The 18,162-nt window shown below is 69.4% G+C and carries 15 protein-coding genes; 3 read left to right on the forward strand and 12 right to left on the reverse strand.

Going from position 1 to position 18,162, the window contains the following annotated elements:
* Window positions 1–182: 182 nt before the first annotated feature.
* The gene (locus AC5RVG_RS01080) at window positions 183–896 is read left to right on the forward strand and encodes an IclR family transcriptional regulator (protein WP_494012403.1); all 714 of its coding nucleotides are present in this window, start codon (window positions 183–185) and stop codon (window positions 894–896) included.
* A 49-nt stretch (window positions 897–945) separates the two neighbouring features.
* Here the strand turns inward: AC5RVG_RS01080 and AC5RVG_RS01085 are convergent, their stop codons facing one another.
* The 4 genes from AC5RVG_RS01085 to AC5RVG_RS01100 form a co-directional block, all read right to left on the reverse strand.
* Complete coding sequence (locus tag AC5RVG_RS01085) at window positions 946–2,262, reverse strand: MFS transporter (protein WP_494000090.1); 1,317 nt, start codon at window positions 2,260–2,262, stop codon at window positions 946–948.
* 82 nt (window positions 2,263–2,344) lie between these two features.
* Window positions 2,345–5,383, reverse strand: coding sequence for an AAA family ATPase (locus AC5RVG_RS01090; RefSeq protein WP_494012404.1), 3,039 nt, complete (start codon window positions 5,381–5,383; stop codon window positions 2,345–2,347).
* The gene (locus tag AC5RVG_RS01095) at window positions 5,380–6,540 is read right to left on the reverse strand and encodes an exonuclease SbcCD subunit D (RefSeq protein WP_494012405.1); all 1,161 of its coding nucleotides are present in this window, start codon (window positions 6,538–6,540) and stop codon (window positions 5,380–5,382) included. Before AC5RVG_RS01095 ends, AC5RVG_RS01090 begins: the two co-directional genes overlap by 4 nt.
* A 91-nt stretch (window positions 6,541–6,631) precedes the next feature.
* Window positions 6,632–7,681 carry an MIP/aquaporin family protein gene (locus tag AC5RVG_RS01100; protein ID WP_494012406.1) on the reverse strand — a complete coding sequence of 350 codons (1,050 nt, stop codon included), beginning with the start codon at window positions 7,679–7,681 and terminating at the stop codon, window positions 6,632–6,634.
* Window positions 7,682–7,986: 305 nt separating this feature from the next.
* On the opposite strand from AC5RVG_RS01100, the gene AC5RVG_RS01105 reads away from it, so the two are divergent.
* The gene (locus tag AC5RVG_RS01105; RefSeq protein ID WP_494012988.1) at window positions 7,987–9,045 is read left to right on the forward strand and encodes an ADP-ribosylglycohydrolase family protein; all 1,059 of its coding nucleotides are present in this window, start codon (window positions 7,987–7,989) and stop codon (window positions 9,043–9,045) included.
* A gap of 4 nt (window positions 9,046–9,049) precedes the next feature.
* Window positions 9,050–9,976: an SDR family NAD(P)-dependent oxidoreductase gene (locus AC5RVG_RS01110; RefSeq protein WP_494012407.1), complete on the forward strand. Its 927-nt coding sequence runs from the start codon at window positions 9,050–9,052 to the stop codon at window positions 9,974–9,976.
* 43 nt (window positions 9,977–10,019) lie between these two features.
* Here the strand turns inward: AC5RVG_RS01110 and AC5RVG_RS01115 are convergent, their stop codons facing one another.
* From AC5RVG_RS01115 to rph, 8 genes are all read right to left on the reverse strand, one after another.
* The gene (locus AC5RVG_RS01115) at window positions 10,020–11,036 is read right to left on the reverse strand and encodes a 3'-5' exonuclease (protein WP_494012408.1); all 1,017 of its coding nucleotides are present in this window, start codon (window positions 11,034–11,036) and stop codon (window positions 10,020–10,022) included.
* Window positions 11,037–11,146: 110 nt separating this feature from the next.
* Window positions 11,147–11,836 carry a hypothetical protein gene (locus tag AC5RVG_RS01120; RefSeq protein ID WP_494012409.1) on the reverse strand — a complete coding sequence of 230 codons (690 nt, stop codon included), beginning with the start codon at window positions 11,834–11,836 and terminating at the stop codon, window positions 11,147–11,149.
* A complete protein-coding gene (locus AC5RVG_RS01125) occupies window positions 11,833–12,759 on the reverse strand; it encodes an ABC transporter ATP-binding protein (protein WP_494000098.1) in 927 nt (308 codons plus the stop codon). Before AC5RVG_RS01125 ends, AC5RVG_RS01120 begins: the two co-directional genes overlap by 4 nt.
* Window positions 12,756–13,145 (reverse strand): GntR family transcriptional regulator, encoded by a 390-nt coding sequence (locus AC5RVG_RS01130; RefSeq protein ID WP_494000099.1) that lies wholly within the window; start codon window positions 13,143–13,145, stop codon window positions 12,756–12,758. Before AC5RVG_RS01130 ends, AC5RVG_RS01125 begins: the two co-directional genes overlap by 4 nt.
* A 525-nt stretch (window positions 13,146–13,670) precedes the next feature.
* Window positions 13,671–14,348 (reverse strand): DedA family protein, encoded by a 678-nt coding sequence (locus AC5RVG_RS01135; RefSeq protein ID WP_494012989.1) that lies wholly within the window; start codon window positions 14,346–14,348, stop codon window positions 13,671–13,673.
* A gap of 109 nt (window positions 14,349–14,457) precedes the next feature.
* Window positions 14,458–15,984 (reverse strand): HNH endonuclease, encoded by a 1,527-nt coding sequence (locus AC5RVG_RS01140; RefSeq protein ID WP_494012410.1) that lies wholly within the window; start codon window positions 15,982–15,984, stop codon window positions 14,458–14,460.
* A gap of 559 nt (window positions 15,985–16,543) precedes the next feature.
* Window positions 16,544–17,155, reverse strand: a complete 612-nt coding sequence (gene rdgB, locus AC5RVG_RS01145; RefSeq protein WP_494001274.1) for an RdgB/HAM1 family non-canonical purine NTP pyrophosphatase — start codon at window positions 17,153–17,155, stop codon at window positions 16,544–16,546.
* A gap of 52 nt (window positions 17,156–17,207) precedes the next feature.
* A complete protein-coding gene (gene rph, locus AC5RVG_RS01150) occupies window positions 17,208–17,996 on the reverse strand; it encodes a ribonuclease PH (protein WP_493979743.1) in 789 nt (262 codons plus the stop codon).
* Between the last annotated feature and the right edge of the window lie 166 nt (window positions 17,997–18,162).

Below are 18,162 nucleotides of genomic sequence, written 5' to 3' on the forward strand. Positions count from 1 at the left end.
TGCGGGAACGACCGGAGCCCGTGAGCGCCCCTCACTCCAAAGAAGCTGCCAAGCACGGCGCTGCGTTCTATAGTTGGACGCTTTGTCCCGATATAGAACAATGGGACCTGTGAGGGCCGGCACAAGCACTGTGACCGGTTCCCGCCGCATTTCCCGTGCAGGACTTTCCAGAGGATGTACCGATGAGCCAGACCCCCATCAAACCCGCCCCGGCGCACTCGCAGACCCTGTCGCGCGGCATCAGGGCCCTGGAGATCCTGGCGGAGGCGCCGTCGCCGATGACGATCGCCGAGTTGTCCGAGGCGTTGGGGGTACACCGCTCGGTCGCCTACCGGATCCTGCGCACGCTCGAGGACCATTCGCTGCTGATGCGCGATTCGGCTGGCAGGGTGCAGGCGGGGCCCGGCCTGGCCGCGCTGGCCCGGGGTGTTTCGCGGGACCTGCAGTCGGCGGCGCTGCCGGAGCTGACAGCACTGGCCAACGACCTGATGATGACGGCCTTTGTCGCGGTCTGGGACCAGCACGACTGCGTGACGCTGCTGACCGTGGAGCCGCGGCATACGACGGCACTGGTGCAGCGTCCGGGCACCCGGCATTCCTTTGCCGCGGGAGCCCCGGGCATCGCCATCCAATCGGCCCTGACCCGGGACCAGTGGGAGCAGCATGCTCCGGGCCAGCCGATCCGTCCGGAGGCCCGGCTCGCCAAGGCCGCCGGGTATGCCATCAGCCATGACGAGGTCATCCCCGGCGTCTCGTCGGTCGCCGTGCCGGTCACCGTCCCGGGGCAGCTCCCGGCTGCCGTGGCCGTGGTCTACATCCGGACCGACACTCCGGATGAGCAAATTGCGGAGGCGTTGAAGCGCTCGGCCGCAGTCATCGAGGCGGAGCTGCGCTGAGCCCGGCCGCGCCCAGCGGCGGACGGCAGCGGCAGCAGGCGGGCGGCGGTCAGGCGTCCCCGCGGCGCCGGACGACGGCGGCAGCGACCAGGCCCAGCACCAGCAGCATGGCTGAGGCGGCAATCGACACCAGGAACGCACCGGAGTGTCCCAGGTTCTCGGCCAGCGCCCCGGCTACCGCCGAACCAATGGCAGAGCCGAGGACGACGCCGCTGGCGAGCAGCGTCATCACCGTGCCGAGCCGCTCATCCGGAGCGACCAGGCTTCCGATGCCGTAGATGGTGACCATGGTGGGTCCGACGGGCACGCCGACCACCAGCAGCACGAAAATCATCGGCAGCACTTCGGCGGGCAGCAGCAGCAGGACGCAGAACGCCGTCATCGCCGCCGCGCACACGACCCAGCGGCTGGAATGCTTCCACCGTGCGGGCCAGTAGGCCACGGACAGGGCACCGAAGGCCGACGTCAGGCCCAGCAGCGCATACAGCAGGCCCGCGGTATCGGCCGCGCCGAAGCTGCCGCCGAAGGCACTCAGGGCGTTCTGGGTTGCGCCGAAGAACACGCCCATGGCCACCATCCCCAGCACGGGGATGGCGACCAGCGGCCAGTTGATCCGCACCGGCGAGGCAGCCGCGGCGGCTCCGGGATGCGCCTTGACCAGCCCGGGCGTCACCGGGACGACCGCACGGTAGGTGGGGTGGACGGCAAAGGCAGTCACCATCGTCACGGTCAGGGCGGCGGCCAGCACGAAGGGCAGCCACGGGGCAATCAGCGCCGCGAGCAGCCCGACCAGGGCCGGTCCGAGCACGAACGTCAGTTCGTCGGCGGTGCTCTCGTAGGACAGCGCCGTATCCAATACCGGCTTGTCCTTGCGTGTCATCGCCATCCAGCGCACCCTGGCCAACGGGCCGACCTGCGGACAGGTGGCCCCGACGGCGAAGGACGCCGCAAGCACCGCCACGGGGCCGGCTCCACTGCCTCCGATGTAGACGCAGGTCAGCAGCACGGCAATCGCGCAGGTGTGTGCGGCAGCCGCCACGAGCAGCACGGGCCGCTGACCGACCCGGTCGGCAAGATAACCGAAGAGCGGCGCACCGGCGGCCGAGCCGATGCCTACGGCGCCTGCGGCGAAACCGCCGGAGGCGTAGGATCCGGTGCTGACGGTGACCAGTGTCAGGGCGCCGACCGTGAGCATCGCCAGCGGCAGCCGGGCAAGGAATCCGATGGCCAGAAAAGAGGCTCCGGCCATCCGCGCCAGCCGCGCGTAGCGGCCGAAGGGGTTTCGGGTCTTGCGACGTCGGCGGCCGGAGGTGTCGTTGCCGGGGGCTTGTTGCTGGGCGGGCGCGCCGGAATCAGAAGCAGTCATCGGTTTTTCCGTTGGTTCGAACCGCGCATCGTCCCGCCTCCCGATGCGCACAACCCGGATAACATAACTATCATACCGGTGGTCAGGCGGCCCCGGTGAGCACGGTGCGGACGGAGGAGCCGTGGCGCCCCTTCGTGACTTGGAGCTGGGCGCCGATGCGCTGCTTCATCTCCGCTACGTGGCTGACCAGGCCGATGACCCGGCCCCCGTCGCGCAGTCCCTCCAACGCATCCATGACCTCCTCCAACGCCTGCTCATCCAGGCTGCCGAATCCCTCATCGACGAACAGCGTCTCGATGTCCACGCCGCCTGCCTCTGCCTGCACTACGTCGGCCAGGCCGAGTGCCAGCGCAAGCGAGGCCATGAAGGATTCGCCGCCGGACAGGGTGGAGGTGTCGCGCCGCTGCCCCGTCCATTCGTCGCTGACGTGCAATCCCAGGCCCGACTTCTTGTTGCCGGACTTCGAGTCGTCGTGGACCAGGGTGTACCGCCCGTCGGTCATGGCGATGAGGCGTTCGGAAGCCGCCGCCGCAATCTGCTCCAGCCGCGCGGCCAGGACGTAGGTGGTGAGCGTCATCTTGCGTTCGTTCTCGCCCAGTCCCCTGACCGTGTCCGCCACCGATTGCAGGAGCTCGTGCCGTTCCGCGATCGGGGCCAAGCGGACTTGTTCCTCGTCGAAACGCCGGCGGTAGCTGGCAAGTTGTTGCTGCGACGCAGTCAGCACCCCGTGCCGCACGTGGTGCTCCTGCACCAACCCGTCCAAAACCGCGGCTTCCCCGCGTGCCGCGTCCAGTTCCGCGGTCCCCGGCAGTGTTTCGCCCTTCTCGAGGGCGGTGCGGGCACGGACGACGGCTTCGGAGGACTCCAGCACCTGCACCCGCTGGCCTGCTTCGGTGTAGGCGGTGTGGCGCCGCTGCAGTTCCTGCAGCTGTGCCGGTGCCAGCAGGGACACCCGGATTTCGTCTTCGGAGGCGAAGCTGGACTGCCCGATGGCCGAGGCCAGATCGGCTTCGGCCTGCTCCAACGCGTTGCCGCAGTGGCGGTGCTGTCCCAGGACGTCCAAAGCCGCGGCCAGCAGTTGGTCGAGGCGGGACAGCGAGGCCGCGTGTTCGTGCAGGCTGCCTCCGTCCGGACGGGCCTCGCGCAGCTTCTGCTCAAGTTCCTGCACGCGTTCCCTCCCGGCCTTGAGGTCGGAATCGGCGGAGGCCTTGGCCACGGCCAGAGCCGACAGCTGCCGGCCGTTCTCGTCGAGCTGCTCGGTCGTGGCGGCCGCCCGTTCCTGCAGTTTTGTGCGCCGTTCCCGCACCCCGACGGCCTCGTCCAAACGGGCACAGGCGGCGACGACGGCGGCGGCCGCTTCGGCGGCGTCGGTCGCGCCGCCGCGGGAGGCCAGGGCCGAGAGTTGCTGTTCCAGTGCCGCGCACGCCTCGCGGGCCTGGGAGTACGTGGCTTCCGCCGCCGCGTGGTCCTCCCGGGCTGCTGTTTCCTGTTCGCGGGTGACCAGGTGCCCGCCGGTGGCCGCGGCCGGTTGCGGATGTTCCGTTCCGCCACACACCGGACAGGGGTCTCCCTCTGCAAGGTTGGCGGCGAGCTCCGCTGCGGCCTGATCGAGTCGCTGTTCCAACAGCGACAACCAGGCTTCCTTGCGCCGAAGTTGCCTGGCGTGCGCCGCATCGCGGTTCCGGCGGGCCTCGTCGGTCTTAGCCAGGCAGGCGCCGTAGTCGGCCACGGTGTCCCGAAGCTGTCGGGCCTGTTCCAGCCGCTCTGTGAGCAGACCGACGTCGTCGGAGGCTGCCGCCAGCGTGGCCAATTCCTCCTGCAGCCCGCGGCCGACTTCAGCCAGCCGTTCCCGGGTTGTTTCCGCGGCACCGATGTCCTTGGCCAATCGGCCCGCGTGCTGTTCCAACCGCCGCACGTCGGCAGCCGCAGCCTGCAACCGCTGCTCTTCCGGCAGCAGGGCGCGGATTCGTCCGAGCTCGGCGGAGAGCTGTGCCGCCGCCTCCTCGAGGAGCGCCTGTCCCGCGGCATCGGGGTCGGGGCGGCGGGAAACGAATGTTAGGAAGAGCGGATGGGCTTCGGCCTCGTCGATCCGGTCCAAAAACTCTTTCCCGGCCCGTTCCACAGCGAGTGCCGCCTGATCCCGGTGCCGGATGGGCGACGCCAGCAGTTCCGCGGCCCGGTGCGATGCCAGGGTTTCGGTCAGCGCTGCGTGGCCGTCGGCGCCGTTGCGGTGCTCGGCTGCCAGTTTCTCCAGCGCCGCCAATTCCGCGTGGTCGGCCAGCGCCCGCTCGTGCCGGGCGATCGCCTCCCGCAGCCGGCCCAGCTCATCTTGTCCGCGCTCGGCCACGTCGCGGACGGAGCCGGCCGCGGACGCCATCGAGGACTCAAGCGCGGCGAGCAGGTCCGCGGCAGGCAATGACTGGTCCGGCATGTCCTCGGCGGCCAGATGCCGGGCTGCTTCCTCTGTTGCCCGCGCGAGCAGGTGGTCGGATCCTGCCACCGCGGCCAGGTAGTCCGAGCGGGCCTTGGCCGCTTCGTCCGCCAGGACCTGCTCCACCGCCTCGTAGCGGTCGGTCGCGAACAGGCGCTGCAGCAACGGCCGGCGTTCCCTGGCGTCGGCGCGCAGGAACGCCGCAAAGTCGCCTTGGGGCAACAGGACTACCTTGGTGAACTGTTCCAGGCTCATGCCCAGGACGGCCAGCAGCTCGGCCGCGGCCTCGTCGTTGCGGCCGCTTTTCTGGACCCAGGCCCCGTTGATCTTCTCGCGCAGCAGCGTGCGCGCCTGCTCCGTCACCGATCCGGACCTGGCCCGGGACGAGGGCCTTTCCCACTGCGGGTTGCGGGTCACTTCGAACCGTCTGCCGCGGGCGGAGAATTCGCACACGACTTCCGGCTCTATCCCGGGTTCGGCGTGGTCGCTGCGCAGCCGCTTCCCCTGCTGGCGTGCGCCGGGAACGGACCCGTACAGCGCAAAACAGATGGCGTCCAGGATGCTGGTCTTGCCGGCCCCGGTCGGCCCGTTGAGCAGGAACAGCCCCTGCTCTCCCAGCTCGTCGAAGTCAATGGTTTCCCGCGCAGCGAACGGCCCGAAGGCCTGCATTTGAAGCCGGTGGACCCTCATGCCGCGGCCTCCGCTGCCTGCACGGCGGCCAACGCGTCGGCCAACAGTGCGCGTTCGGCTTCGTCGGCCGGCCGGGAGCGGACGTGGTCCAGGAAGCCGCAGCAGACCTCCAGGTCGTCCTGGGCCTTCGCGATGCGCTGGCTGTAGCTCATGGTGTCCCGGCGCGGCCCGGAGGCGGGTTCAAAGTTGAGCACCAGCGTGTCGGGAAAGCGCGCCCGCAGCCGTTCCATCGCCTTCGCCGGGCGTTCGTCGTCGGTGACCGTGATTTGGCAATAGGCGTCCTGCGCCCAGGCGTGGTCCGCCGATTCGAGCAGGTCCTGCATGGTCCCCTTGAGCACGGCGAGCCTGCGCGGGGAGGGCCAGCTGACGTTTTCCACCGACGCGAGCCCGTCCGCGGTGAATTCGAGGATGATGCCGCCCTTCTCGTGTCCGGCCTCGGAGAACGAATAAGGCAGCGGTGAGCCGGAATAGCGCACCGTTTCGCTCAGCGTCTGGCGCCCGTGCAGGTGGCCCAGCGCCACATAGTCGAGGCCGTCGAACAAATCCAGCGGGACCGCTCCCACTCCCCCGATGCTCAGGTCCCGTTCGCTGTCCGAGGTGACGCCGCCGCTGGCAAAGGTATGCGCCATGACCAGGGAATGCACGGCGCCGCCGGCCCTCCTCTGCTCAAGGTCGGCACGGACGAGGTCCAGCGCCGACCGCGTGACGGCGGTGTGGCTGGGAGCCTCCGCGCCCAGCTCCTCCGCGCACAGCCGCGGCTCGAGGTACGGGATCCCGTACACGGCAAGGGTCGCGCCGTCCAGGTCCAGCTCCACCGGGCCCGCAAGCTGGTCCAGCCGGGCGCGGATATGGACCCCGCCGTGGGCCAGGATGCCGGAGCCGAAGCCCAACCGGGTGGCCGAATCGTGGTTGCCGCTGGTCATGATCACCGTTGCCCCGGCACCGCGGATGCGCGACAAGGCATCGGAAAAGAGGTTGACCACATCTACACCGGGAAGCGCGCGGTCGTACACATCGCCCGCGATGAGCACCACGTCGATGCCCTCCTCGCGCACTGTCTGCAGGAGTTGCTCCACGAATGCGTGCTGCGCCTGCAGCATCCCGACGCCGTGGAAAGAACGGCCCAGGTGCCAGTCGGACGTGTGCAGTAACCTCATATTTCCAAACTATCCGGCGGCTGGGACAGTTTCGGACAAGCGCAACGGCACGTCCCAAAATCGGGACGTGCCGTTGCGCGGGGCCTTGTGGTTATTCGCCGTCCGGGCGTGTCCGGTTCGGCTTGCGGTCAAAGAAGTCGCGGGCTTCGGCGGCGCCCTGATCGTCCGCGGGCGCCGGCTCGTCCGGGTGGTCCTCCACCGCGACGTCGGGAACCTCACGTCCGGCGGCGGACCCGGCGGGCACCGAGCCGGCCGCGGATCCGGCGGCCGCGCCTCCGGCGGGCACCGTGCCGGCCGAAACGCCGCCGCCAGCGCCAGTCTTCCCCTCCACAGGCTTGCCGGAAGATGCAGCCGGTGCATCGCCGTCGTTGGTTGCCTTGCGCGGCCCCGGCACCAGTTCGGCACTGCGGTAGAGCAGCCCGGCGATCACCGCACCGAGCAGCGGGGCCGCCCAGAACAGCCACAGTTCGCCCAGCGGGCTGCCGTCCGCGAAATACACCGCGGCCGTGGAGCGGGCCGGGTTCAGTCCGGCGTTGGAAATCGGGAGCATCACGGCGGTCAGCACGCCGAACGCAAGCCCCACCGCGTACGGGGCGCTGCGGAGCCGGTCCAGGGACGAGGTGGCACCGAGGTAGACCGCCACGAGCAGCCCGGTGGCGACGGTTTCGGCCAGGAAAACCCCCGCCATCGAGAAGCCCAGTTCGTCGCCGCCGGCGTAACCGTTGGAGATGGATGTGAACACGCCGGCCGACTGGGCGCTGACCGGGTGGCTGCCCATGATCACCCAGAGCACGACGGCGGCCAGCGAGGTGCCGGCCAGCTGCGCCAGGACGTAGGGCGGCACCGACTTCCAGGAGGTCCGGCCCGCGAGCGCGCTGCCCAGCGTGATGGCCGGGTTGAAGTGGCCGCCGGAGACGTGGCCGAACGCAAGCATGCCGGCAACGACCGCCAGGCCGAAGCCGAAGGGGACGCTGAAGCCGCCCTGCGGATTGAACATGCCGATCCCCAGGGCACCGAAAAAGAGCAGGAACGAACCTGCCGCTTCGGCGCCGATGCGGGCCGAATAGCTGCGCCCCTCGCCTAGCCGGGGCGGGGCGGCGTGGACGGCCGGAGCCGGTGACGCGGGGTGGGCTGCTGCCATGGATACTGTCCTTCTGCAGGGCCGGCCAGCAGCCGGCGGATTACTCAAAACTACTCCACTCTGGCATCGGGGTCTGTGAAAAAGCTGGGTGCTGCCCGGGAAGGATGCCCGGCGAAAGGTCCGGTCCCGCGCCTAAGCTGGTAGTCGTGACTAACGACGCCCCGCTCCCCGGTTCCCCCTCCGCCGACGCGCCGGACTTCGCCGGCAGCGCGCCGCCTCCTCCCGGCACCATGCGGCCCGCTCCCGACGCTGCCCAGCCCACACCGGTTCCCGCCGCCGCGCCGCCGCCCATTACCCAGCCGGAGATGCCGGCCCACGCGGTGCCGGACTTCGCCTCGCGGGTGCGCGGCTGCCTGCTCGGGGGCGCCCTGGCGGACCAGCTGGGGGCCGGCGTCGAATTCGACTCCTTCGACGCGATCGCCGGACGCTTCGGGGCGGACGGGCTGCGGGACTTCTCCCAACTGGCGGAGCCCGGCCACTTCTCCGACGACACGCAGCTGACGCTTTATACCCTCGACGGGCTGACCGAGGTGCTGGAATGGGCCAATGCCGGTACCGCCGCCGACGAAGCCGCCTGCCTCTGGCTGGCTTACCTGCGCTGGTACGCCACCCAGGAGGGCCGCTTTCCGGACAACGCGCCGGAGCCCCAGCCGCGCTGGATCGACGAACAGGGGGTGCTGCACGCCCGCCGCGCCCCCGACGCCGACTGCCTGTCCGGCCTGGCCACCGGGGAAATGGGAACGCGGGCGCGCCCGGTCAACCGGGACTCGAAGGACTGCGGCACAGTGGTCCGGTCGGCTCCGTTCGGGCTGCTGCCGTTCGTCGACGACCAGACAGTCCAGCGGCTGGCCACGGACGGCTCCGCGCTCACCCACGGCCATCCGACGGCCCACCAGAGCGCGGCAACGTTCGCCACGCTGATCCGGCTGCTGGTGCACGAACAGGCCACGCTGCCCGGCGCCGCCGTGGCCCTGCTGGCCCGCACCGAGCAGGACCCGGCCGCCGCCGAGTTGGCAGGGAGGCTGCGCGCCGCCATCGAGCTGTCGGCAGGCGGCCCCGTGCAGCCGGCCGTGCTGACCGCCACGCTGGGCCTGGGCCGGGTGGCCGAGGAAGCCCTGGCCATCGCCCTCTACGCCGTCTTGGCGACGGCGGACAGCACGACGCCGGAGCACCACTTCCGCCGGGCGGTCGCCGCGGCCATTAATCACGACGGCGACAGCGACTCGGCCGGCAGCCTCGCCGGGAACCTCCTGGGCGCCCATTACGGCGAAGCGGCGCTCCCCGCCGAATGGCTGGGCGCACTGGAGGCCCCCGACGTCATCCTCGGCATGGCGGAGCGCTTCCTGGCGCAAACCCAGGGCTGAGCCCGTGGACCACGACCGCGCTGCCCCTGCGCTGCCCCGCCAGGACGGGAAGACGATCCTCGTGACCGGTGCCAGCGCCGGCCTCGGCTACTTCGCCAGTGAACAGCTGGCCGCGGCGGGAGCCACGGTGGTCATGGCTGCCCGTGATGCGGCACGCGCCCGGGCAGCCATGGAAGCCGTCCGCCGCACTGTGCCCGGCGCGGACGTGCACTTCCAGGAGCTGGATCTTGCCAATCTGGCCTCGGTCCGGCAAGCGGCAGGCGAACTTGCCGAGCGGGGGCGGATCGATGCCCTGCTGGCCAACGCCGGGGTAATCGGTTCCCGGGAACTGCAGTTCACCGCCGACGGCTTCGAACTGCAGTTCGGCACCAACCACCTGGGCCACTTCGCGCTCGTCGCCGGGCTGATGCCTGTACTGCGCCGCAGCCGAGGCCGCGTGGTGCATGTGGGCAGCATCAGCCATCGCTGGGTCCGGCCGGACTTCCGCCGGGCCGCTTTGCCGGCCCGGTACTCCAGCTACCGGTCCTACGCGCTGTCCAAGCTGGCGGTGATGAGTTTCGGATTCGAGCTGGCGAACCGGCTTCACGCGGTGGGCTCGCCGGTCGCTTCCGTGGTGGCCCATCCCGGGTACGCGCGCAGATACTTCACCCCGGACCGGCCGGGCCTGCAGCTGTCGCGTCCGGCGGCGGGCTGGCAACGGGTGCTTTTCGGGCTGGTGGCGCAGGGCAAGGACGCCGGCGCCCGGCCGCTGGTGCACGCGGCAGCCGCCGAGGAGGTCCGCAACGGCGACTACTGGGGACCGGACGGGCCGTTTCAGCTGACCGGACGCCCCGCCGTCGTCGCGCCCCGGCGGCACGCCCGCGAGCGCAACGCCGCCTCGCGGCTGATCGACCTGTCCGAGGAACTCACCGGGGTAGGCCTCCGGCTCTGACTCCGGCGGCGGGTCGACGCCGGCGGCTTTCGACGGCGGCGGGTCAGGCGCTGTGTGCGGGCCAGCGTCCCCCGATCATCTGCAAGAACTCGCCTTCGGACAGCACCTCGATCTGCTGGCCCCTGCTGTGCAGCTGCAGCACCTTGTGTGCCTTGGCCGTGACGCGGCCGCTCTTGAGGTCGGAGGCGACGAAACCGTCGCCGACGACGAGCACGGTGGTCTTCCGGGTGACGTTGCTGGCCGGCCGGGCCCCCAGCTCCGCCGCCCGGTTCTTCGCCTCCTGCCGCGACAGGCCCAGATTGCCGGTGAACACCACGGTCTGGCCGTACAGCGGGTGGGAGTCGTCGGCCGCATGGTTGGGCTCGGGGTTCTCCCCCTCGTCCGGCCAGTAGGTCCAGGCCGACGACGGTGCGGCGCCGCCGGCCGCACCCAGCGCCTGCCGCTCGAGCGCGGTTCGGGTGGGTTTGGACACCGCCGCGCTGCCGTGGAGGTAGGCCTCCAGGCGCGAGGCGCGCAACTGCAGGGCGGTCAGCAGCTCGGGAATGCTGCCGGCCGAGTTGCGCCCGGCGATGTCGATCATGATGCCGGCGCAGGCCCGCGCGTCCGCCACGGCGTCGTGGTGGTTGTGCAGCGGCACGCCTGCGGCCTCGGCGACGAACGGCAGGGAATAGGACACCAGCGAATAGCTGCGCCGCGACAGGATGACGGTGCAGGCGTAGTCGTAGGCCGGCCCGGAGAGTTCCGAGACCTCCAGAGCCGATCGGATCACGCCCATGTCGAAGGCGGCGTTGTGGGCGACCAGCACGTCGGAGCCGATGAAGGCTGCCAGGTCGGCGAAGATCTCGCCGAAACGCGGCTTTCCCGCCACCATGCCCGCGGTGATGCCGTGGATCTGGACGTTGCGCCGGTCGAAGTGGTCGAAGCCCTCCGGCGGCCGCATCAGCCAGGAGGCTTCCTCGACGATCCGGCCGTCACGGACCTTGCTCAAGCCGACGGAGCATGGGGAGCCCCGGAACCCGTTTGCCGTCTCGAAATCGATCGCCGTGAAGTCAACTGCCACGCGTTCAACCCTAAGCGACGGCACGGACGGTTCTGCGCCCGCAACACGCCCCGACGGCGGCCCCGGCGCGCGTGCTGGGGCCGCCGTCCTGCGGGCGGGTCAAGGCATGGTCAGGGGGTGGCCCGGCGGAGGGTCAGGTAGGACCCGGCCGCCAGGGCCGCGCAGAACAGCGCCGTCCAGCCGGAGGTGCTCAGCGGGGTCTGGGCCACCAGCCACCCGCCGACGGCCGGCCACCAGCCCTGCCAGGCGATAAGGCCCAGCAGCCCGATCAGGACCACGGCGATCGCGACCCATGTGATTAACATCCCGGTCGCCTGCCAGCGCTTGTAGATGGTAGCGAACCAGAAACCGATCATGAACAACGCCACCATGGCGATGAAGTAGAACAGGATCTGCACCATCGGGCTGCTGTCGGCGATCCAGCCCAGGGCATACATCCTGCCGTTGAAGCCCCAGCCGCCGGTGGCAATTTCCAGCAGGCCCAGCAGGTAGTACAGGACACTGACGGCAAGGGCGACCACGGCGAACAGGCCGACGGTGCCGAGGTAAAAGGTACGGCGGCTCACGCTCATCGCCTGCGAGAACGGGAACGTCAGTGTCAGCGACTGAATGCCCAGCGCCAGGAAGTACCACATCACCGCCTGCGCGGTTCCGGAATACAGCGTCCCGCCGTCGGCAGGAATCATCGCCCAGATGGCCAGGGTCACCAGAAAGGAGGCCAGCAGGATTACGGCGGGGATGCCCAGGAAGGTCCACTTATTGATCAACTGCATGCGCGCTACGTTGATGACGCGGTTCATTTCAAGACCTCCAGCTCGGAGTCGGCATCGGCGACGGCATCGGTTGCAGCAGTGGTCTTCCGCACGACCAGTTGTTGGAGCGACACCGGCGCCAACTCCACACCGAGTTCCGCAGCCTCGGCGCGTTCGCCATCCGAGAGCCTGCCGTCGATGGTCCACGAGGCCAGTGAGCCCAGCGATTCGCGGTGCAACACTTCCCGCCCCGCCGCGAAGGACCTGACTGCTGCGGCGCTGCCGGACACGGTGAAGGCCGTCCCGCGGATCGCTTCGGCGTCGTCGTCCATGATGATCCGGCCGCGGTCGATCAGCACGACGTGCTCCAGCAGGTTCGCCACCTCGTCGATCAAGTGCGAGGAAAGGATGATGGTGCGCTGATGGTGAGCGAAGTCCTCGACCAGCCGGTCATAGAAGATCTGGCGGGCCACGGCGTCGAGCCCCAGATACGGCTCGTCGAAGAATGTTATCTCCGCGCGGGACGCCAGCCCGATGATCACGCCGACGGCGGAGAGCTGGCCGCGGGAGAGCTTCTTGATCCGCCGTTTGGGCGGGAGCTGAAAATCCTCGACCAACCGGTCTGCGTAGGCCTGGTCCCAGTTCCGAAAGAACAGGGCTGCGGACTTGAACGCCTGCCGGGGGGTGAAATCGTCCGGGTACTTCTGTGATTCCCGGATGAAACAGATCCGCGACAGCACGGCGTCGTTTTCATACGGGTGCTGCCCGAAGACCAGGGCTTCACCGCTGCTCTGGAAGCCTTGGCCAGTGAGCACCGACATCAGGGTGGTCTTGCCGGCGCCGTTTCGACCCAGCAGACCGTAGATCCGGTTGCCCTCCAGACGCAGGCTGACGTTGTCCAGTGCCTTGGCATCGCGGTAGGACTTGCTCACCTGCCTCAGTTCGATGGCGGGTGTGTTCTGGTAGCTCATGGGGACACGCTTCCCTCTGTCATGTCGCTGGTGGACTCGGTGCGGTGGAGCATTGCGGTCAGCTGATCGGTGCTGATACCCAGTTTTCGTGCTTCCCGGGCCATCGGCTGAACGTACTCGCGGTAGAAGTCGTCACGCCGGCGGGCCAGTAAGCGGGAGCGGGCTCCGGCGGCTACGAACATGCCGATCCCCCGCTTTTTGTACAGAATCCCGTCATCGACCAAGCGGTTGACGCCTTTGGCCGCGGTGGCGGGATTGATCCGGTAGAAGGCGGCGAACTCGTTGGTGGACGGCACCTGGCCTTCCTCGGCCAGCGCCCCGTCCACGATGTCGTTCTCAACGCGTTCGGCGATCTGGAGGAAGATCGGCTTTGAGTCATCGATCACTGCCGCTCCTTTTCCCGGCCCCTTGCACCGCCTTTCGGTGCAGGGGTTCATTACTTGTGTAGCTAACCATACAACAGGTGGAGCTGTTGTCAACTGGAGGAGGATGGGGCGACTGAACGCCTAGGCCGAGCCGGCCCGGAGCTCGTACGCGGGCTCCGGGGTGCGGACGCCAGGCAGTTCCCGTCAATACGGCGGCGGCGCACTTGGGCCCGCGGGCATCACGGTGGCGGCGCAGGCCCCGTCAAGGATGTGAGGGATCACGGTGGCGGCGGACTGCCGTCAAGGGGTGTGAGGGCGATGCCTGGCGGCCGGCGGCCCGTCAACGGCGTGAGGGCAGCACGGTGGCGGCCGGGGGCCCGTCAAGGTGTAAAGGCAGCGGGGTGTCAGCGGCGTGGCGTCCGTCGCCGTAAGGGCCGGTGGGGGCTAGAGCAGGATTCGTGGTGCGGAGGAACTGGCGGCGGAACGGAAGGTCTACAGGGCCGGCGGCAAAGCTGACCGATGGGAGGACCAGCCCTTAGCAGCTACCTACGCCCGCCGGTTCCTGATCTTGCGGATCCTGGTGGTCAACCAGTACAGACCCGCAACAACGACGACGACAATCACGATCTTCTGGAAGACGCCGGCATACTCCTCCACGATGTGCCAGTTCTCCCCCAAGTAGAAGCCGGCCAGCACAAAGATGCTGTTCCAGATCAGGCTCCCGGCTGCGGTCAGCGAGAGGAACTTGCCCATCGGCATGCGCTCGATGCCGGCGGGGATGGAAATCAGGCTGCGGAAGATCGGGATCATGCGGCCAAAGAAGACTGCCTTGTAGCCGTGGCGGTTGAACCAGGCTTCCACCCTGTCCACGTCTTCCAAGTCGATCAGCGGAAGCTTGTCGGCGATGGCGCGCATGCGCCCTCGGCCCAGCCAAGCGCCCAACCCGTAAAGCGCCCACGCGCCGATAATCGAGCCCAGCGTGGTCCATACCAGCGCCTCGATAAGGCTGAAGCTGCCACGGCTGGCCGTGAAGCCTGCCAGCGGGAGCACCACTTCACTGGGCAGCGGCGGGAAAAGATTTTCCAGCGCGATCGCCAGACCCGCGCCTGGTGCCCCGATGCCTTCCATCAGCCCTACGGCCCACTCGGCCACCCCGGTGAGGGCAGAGGTATCATCTGCGGACTGGGCAGGGCGGGGACCGGACATCAGGTAAGGGATCAGCATGCTCATCGTGTACAAGTCTGCCTTACCGCCCCCGTCAAGACCGAACCGGGCGTCGGGTCTGGACGGTCCGGACACCCGAAGAGGTGCAGTTCGCGAGCAATCCGCGCAGCTATAACTTAGTTGCCCTTATTGCTGGATCTGGGGAGCTGCGCCTACACATCAGTCGGAAGCGCCGACGGCGCCGTGCCCGCACTGTCGACTCCCCTAGAGCCGCTTCGGCGGCGATCACGGATCTGAAGGCACCACCTGCAGCGAGTGTGCCTGGCAGTGGTGGCGGGGTGGATGTGTAGGTGTGTCCGGTGGGGGTGGTGGTTTCCACCGTGTGGTGGGGTCCGTCGAGGGTGCGGCTGGACCAGCCTTCGGCTTCCTTTGACTGGTTGCATTGTTCGCACAGTCCCTGGCCGTTGGCCATGGTCGTTTCACCGCCTTGCGTCCAGGGCACGATGTGGTCGATGTGCCGGATCGGGGCGTCGCACCAGGGCCTTGCGCAGACGGCGTCGCGGGCGTGGATCATCCGGCGCATCCCGTCGGGGAATTTTCGTGCGGCCGAGTCCATCCCCAGCAGTTGCCCGGTCCCCGGCGCGGTGTAGAGGCGGCGGACCCAGACGTCCTCCACGGTGGCCTGTTTCAATACCTTGGTGCGTTGGGCCTGCTCGCGGGCGGTCTTCCAGCCCGGCTCGGTCCCGGCCGGCGGCGCCTTCTGCCCGGCCCCGCCCCGCGGGCTGCCGCCGGTTGCTGCCAGTGCTGGCGCCGATGCCGGCGGTTGCGGCGGGCGGGTGAGGTTGCGGGCGTAACCGGCCGGGACGATGCCGTGCCCGGTCAGCCAAACCGGCTCGGCCTCACCCCGCAGCAGGGCACGGTCGGTCATCACCAACTGGATTTCCAGCCGGGCCGGGTCGGCGGTGCTGCGGCCGGTGACCCGTTCGAACACGGTATCGGCCATCATCTGGCCCCGCGACCGGGGGTCCCCCGTGCTGCGCAGCCGGTCCGCTTCCCGGTGCAGGGCGGCCATCACCGCCACCCCCTGGATGACCGGCAGCAGGGTCCGGACCGAGACCATCGTGTCCGGCTCGGGCCGGGAGGACACATGCCGGTCCGCTTCGGCCTTCGCCGCCCGGCCCACCACCGAGCGGGGATCGAGCCGGTAGGCCAGGCGCTTGGCTTCGGCGCGCAGCGCCCGGTTCCCCAACCCGTGCAGCCGGTCCCGGTTCCCGGCCAGTTCCCGGTCCACCCGGGCCCGGTGCTCCGGGGACAGGCAGCCGGTCTCCTGGGCCAGGATCTCGGCCCGGTATTCGTTCAGGTCCCCCGCGGCGAGGGCGGCCAGGGTGTGCGGCATCTGTGTGACCAGGGTCCGGGAGAGGTTCAGCAGGACCGCGGCACGGTGCGGGGACTCGCGCCGGGCCAACCCGATCTGGGCGGCCACCCCGGCGCCCTGCCGGTCTTTCGGTATCCCGGCGCAGGCACGGCGGGCACGCACCGAGTCCTCCAACGCGACCTGCACCCTGGCCTGCGCGGCCGCCGCGGCAGCCTTCAAACCCTCCAACGCCGTCAGCTCCTCCACCAACTCCCGCTCCGACGCACCCACGTCGATGCCCTCGAGGGCAACGGCCGCAGCCCGAACAGCGGCAGACCGCATCGGACCCGCCGTCGGCCCGGCGCCCCGCAACAAACCGCTGCCGGCAGACGGGGCTGTGGCAGGTGGTCCTGCTTCTGATGCTTGGGCGGGCGGGGCTGTGACAGACGGGGCTCCGGCAAGTGGTCCTGCAACAGGCGATGCTGCGGCGTCCGCGGCTGCGGCAGAGGTGGCTGCGGCACTCGGCGCTGTGGCAGACGATCTGGGCGCTAGCGCTGCTGAGGCGGGTGGTTCGGGTATGGCCGGATCAAACATCTCAGCGTCTCAATCTTCAGCATGCGTGCTGCATGGCTTCGACTATGAACGGTCACGAATCCTGGACGGATCCGCGGACGCCGCCGGCAAACCCACTACCCGGCGGCCAACGATGGTGCTGAACTGCTACTGAAAACAGGCTATCCGCCGCCACTGACAGTTTCGGGCGATGCAGAAATCCTCCGCAGAAAGCGGTCAGTCCGCAGGTGTGGGGGCGCCGCAAGCCGCCGACAGTGGCCCCTCCGCTGCGGCGGGTCCACCGCTGCGGCGGGTCCCCGACTGCGCTGCGGCACGGCCTCTCCGATTCCTAGCCGAGTGCCGCCACTATGTGAGGCAGCAGCGCGCGGAACGCCTGGCCGCGGTGGCTGATGGCATTCTTTTCCTCCGGCCGCAGTTCGGCACAACTGCGGTCCATCCCCGCCGGCTGCAGGATGGGGTCGTAGCCAAATCCGCCGGAGCCGCGCGGTTCGGCCAGCAGGGTGCCCGCCAGACGGCCCTCCTCGACGGCTTCGAGACGCGCCGACACGACGCTTGCTGCGCAGACGAACGCGGCCCCGCGGTGCTCGGGCGCGATGTCGGACAGCTGGTTCAACAGCAGGCGCAGGTTCGCTTCGTCGTCGCCGTGTTTTCCGGCCCAGCGGGCCGAGAAGATGCCGGGCGCCCCGCCGAGTACGTCAACCGCCAGGCCCGAGTCGTCGGCCACCGCCACCAGTCCGGTGGCTTCGGCCACTGCGCGTGCTTTCAACAGGGAGTTCTCCGCGAAGGTGAGTCCGGTTTCGGCAACGTCCGGGACCCCTGCGGTGGCAGCGTCGATCACCTGGGTGTCCACGTCCAGCCCCGGTATCTGGCCGCGCAGCAGGTCTCGCAATTCGCGCAGCTTTCCCTGGTTGCGGGTGGCCAAGACCAGCCGGGGCTCGATCTCCTGCCCGGCGTCCGGCGCTCCGCCGGGCTCGGCGCCTGCGGCCGCGGTGTCAGCCACGGATGACTTCTCCCAGCGTCTCCGCCAGCGTGTCCCGCTGGATCTGGGCCAACTGGGCGGTGCCGGCAAGAGCCAGGTCCAGCAGCGCGTCGAGTTCCGCACGGTCGAACGGCGCGCCCTCGGCGGTGCCCTGGACTTCCACGAACTGTCCGGATCCGGTGACCACCACGTTCATGTCCGTTTCGGCGCGCACGTCTTCGACGTAGGGCAGGTCCAGCATCGGCACGCCGTCGATAATGCCGACGCTCACGGCCGCGACGGTGTCGGTGAGCGGGCGGGCCGAACGGGCGATCAACTTCTGTTCTTTAGCCCAGTGCAAGGCGTCGGCAAGGGCCACGAAGGCGCCGGTGATGGCCGCGGTGCGCGTGCCGCCGTCGGCCTGGAGCACGTCGCAGTCCAAGACGATGGTGTTCTCCCCCAGCGCCTTGGTGTCGATTACCGAGCGGAGCGAGCGACCGATCAGCCGGGAAATTTCGTGCGTGCGGCCGCCGATCTTGCCTTTGACAGATTCGCGGTCGGAACGGGTGTTGGTGGCACGGGGAAGCATCGCGTATTCGGCCGTCACCCAGCCGCGTCCTTCGCCCTTCAGCCAGCGGGGCACGCCCGCGGTCACCGATGCGGTGCAAAGCACGCGGGTGTTGCCGAACTCGATCAGCGCCGATCCTTCAGCCTGGTTGGACCAGCCGCGAGTGATGCTGATCGGACGCAACTGCTCGGGCGTCCGGCCGTCGGCGCGGGCGGCGGCAGCGGGCATGGCGGAACCTGGATCAACATCAATCATGAGTCCACCCTATCGGCTCGCAGCGGCCGCGGTCGCTCGGGGGCCGGAGCTCGCAGCCGCCGCAGCCCGGAAGACGTAGCCGCCACCGGGCCGTGGCCGCCTAGACGCCGGCGCCCGACTCCGTCCAAGGGCCGCCCGGAAGACGTCGCCGCCACCGCCCCGCTGC

The organism is Arthrobacter senegalensis, from assembly GCF_059091765.1.

What these genes read in the sequence shown, in the direction of transcription:
- AC5RVG_RS01080 (WP_494012403.1), top strand. Translation starts at nt 183, where the DNA reads ATGAGCCAGACCCCCATCAAACCCGCCCCGGCGCACTCGCAGACCCTG.
- AC5RVG_RS01085 (WP_494000090.1), bottom strand. Translation starts at nt 2,262, where the DNA reads ATGACTGCTTCTGATTCCGGCGCGCCCGCCCAGCAACAAGCCCCCGGC.
- AC5RVG_RS01090 (WP_494012404.1), bottom strand. Translation starts at nt 5,383, where the DNA reads ATGAGGGTCCACCGGCTTCAAATGCAGGCCTTCGGGCCGTTCGCTGCG.
- AC5RVG_RS01095 (WP_494012405.1), bottom strand. Translation starts at nt 6,540, where the DNA reads ATGAGGTTACTGCACACGTCCGACTGGCACCTGGGCCGTTCTTTCCAC.
- AC5RVG_RS01100 (WP_494012406.1), bottom strand. Translation starts at nt 7,681, where the DNA reads ATGGCAGCAGCCCACCCCGCGTCACCGGCTCCGGCCGTCCACGCCGCC.
- AC5RVG_RS01105 (WP_494012988.1), top strand. Translation starts at nt 7,987, where the DNA reads ATGCCGGCCCACGCGGTGCCGGACTTCGCCTCGCGGGTGCGCGGCTGC.
- AC5RVG_RS01120 (WP_494012409.1), bottom strand. Translation starts at nt 11,836, where the DNA reads ATGAACCGCGTCATCAACGTAGCGCGCATGCAGTTGATCAATAAGTGG.
- AC5RVG_RS01125 (WP_494000098.1), bottom strand. Translation starts at nt 12,759, where the DNA reads ATGAGCTACCAGAACACACCCGCCATCGAACTGAGGCAGGTGAGCAAG.
- AC5RVG_RS01135 (WP_494012989.1), bottom strand. Translation starts at nt 14,348, where the DNA reads ATGCTGATCCCTTACCTGATGTCCGGTCCCCGCCCTGCCCAGTCCGCA.
- AC5RVG_RS01140 (WP_494012410.1), bottom strand. Translation starts at nt 15,984, where the DNA reads ATGCGGTCTGCCGCTGTTCGGGCTGCGGCCGTTGCCCTCGAGGGCATC.
- rph (WP_493979743.1), bottom strand. Translation starts at nt 17,996, where the DNA reads ATGATTGATGTTGATCCAGGTTCCGCCATGCCCGCTGCCGCCGCCCGC.